Origin of the sequence: Deinococcus pimensis DSM 21231 (assembly GCF_000519345.1) — a bacterium.
Classification (GTDB): Bacteria; Deinococcota; Deinococci; order Deinococcales; family Deinococcaceae; genus Deinococcus_A; species Deinococcus_A pimensis.
This window is the reverse complement of sequence record NZ_KI912639.1, coordinates 56,755-57,421: the sequence shown is the minus strand read 5'-3', so window position 1 is coordinate 57,421 and position 667 is coordinate 56,755. Positions and strand designations below refer to the sequence as shown.

1 protein-coding gene is annotated in these 667 nt (G+C 71.2%); it reads right to left on the bottom strand.

Annotation, left to right across the window (positions count from 1 at the left end; translation table 11 throughout):
• Positions 1-485, bottom strand: a 485-nt coding sequence (locus DEIPI_RS30165; protein WP_045234084.1) for a polyprenyl synthetase family protein, incomplete at its 3' end; no start/stop codon positions are given.
• Positions 486-667: the final 182 nt, after the last annotated feature.

The window sequence follows — 667 nt, the reverse complement described above, 5'->3', positions numbered from 1 at the left end:
ACCGCCGTCTTGCCGGTGATCACGTCGAGGTAGTTCTCCAGGCTCCAGTCACCGTACGCGGCCACCTGGAACTGCAGCACCTCGCCCTCGCAGATGCGGGCCGCCGTCTCCGAGAACTCCCGCGTGAGGCTGGCGGGCATGCCCGCGAGGAGGCCCAGCATGCGCGCCAGCATGAAGTCGCCGGAGAGCACCGACACGGCGTTGCCGTAGCGGCGGTAGGCGGCCTCCTTGCCCCGGCGGGTCTCGGCGTCGTCGATGAGGTCGTCGTGCAGCAGGGAGGCGCTGTGGAGGAGCTCCACGCACACCGCGAGGTCCACGTCGCGCGGGTCCGAGAGGCCGAGCGCGCGCGACGCGAGCAGCGTGACCGCCGGGCGGAAGCGCTTGCCGCCCGCCGTGACGAGGTCGTCGCCGATCAGGCCGATGAACTCCACGCGACTGCTCAGGACCGCGCGCAGTCGCTTCTCGAAGTCCTGCAGGGGCGCCATGAGCAGGGATTTCACGAGCCCAGTATAGAGGGCCCTCCCGGGGGCCCAAAGGCGAGCAGCGCACCTTGGAGCGCGGGTTTTCGTGCGCCCGGACGCGATTGGGGACAGTTGTCCCACCCGCTTCTCACCACTCTGTGGCAGAGGGGCGCGGCAGCGGCCGCTGGCCCGGATCGCCCGCCGCC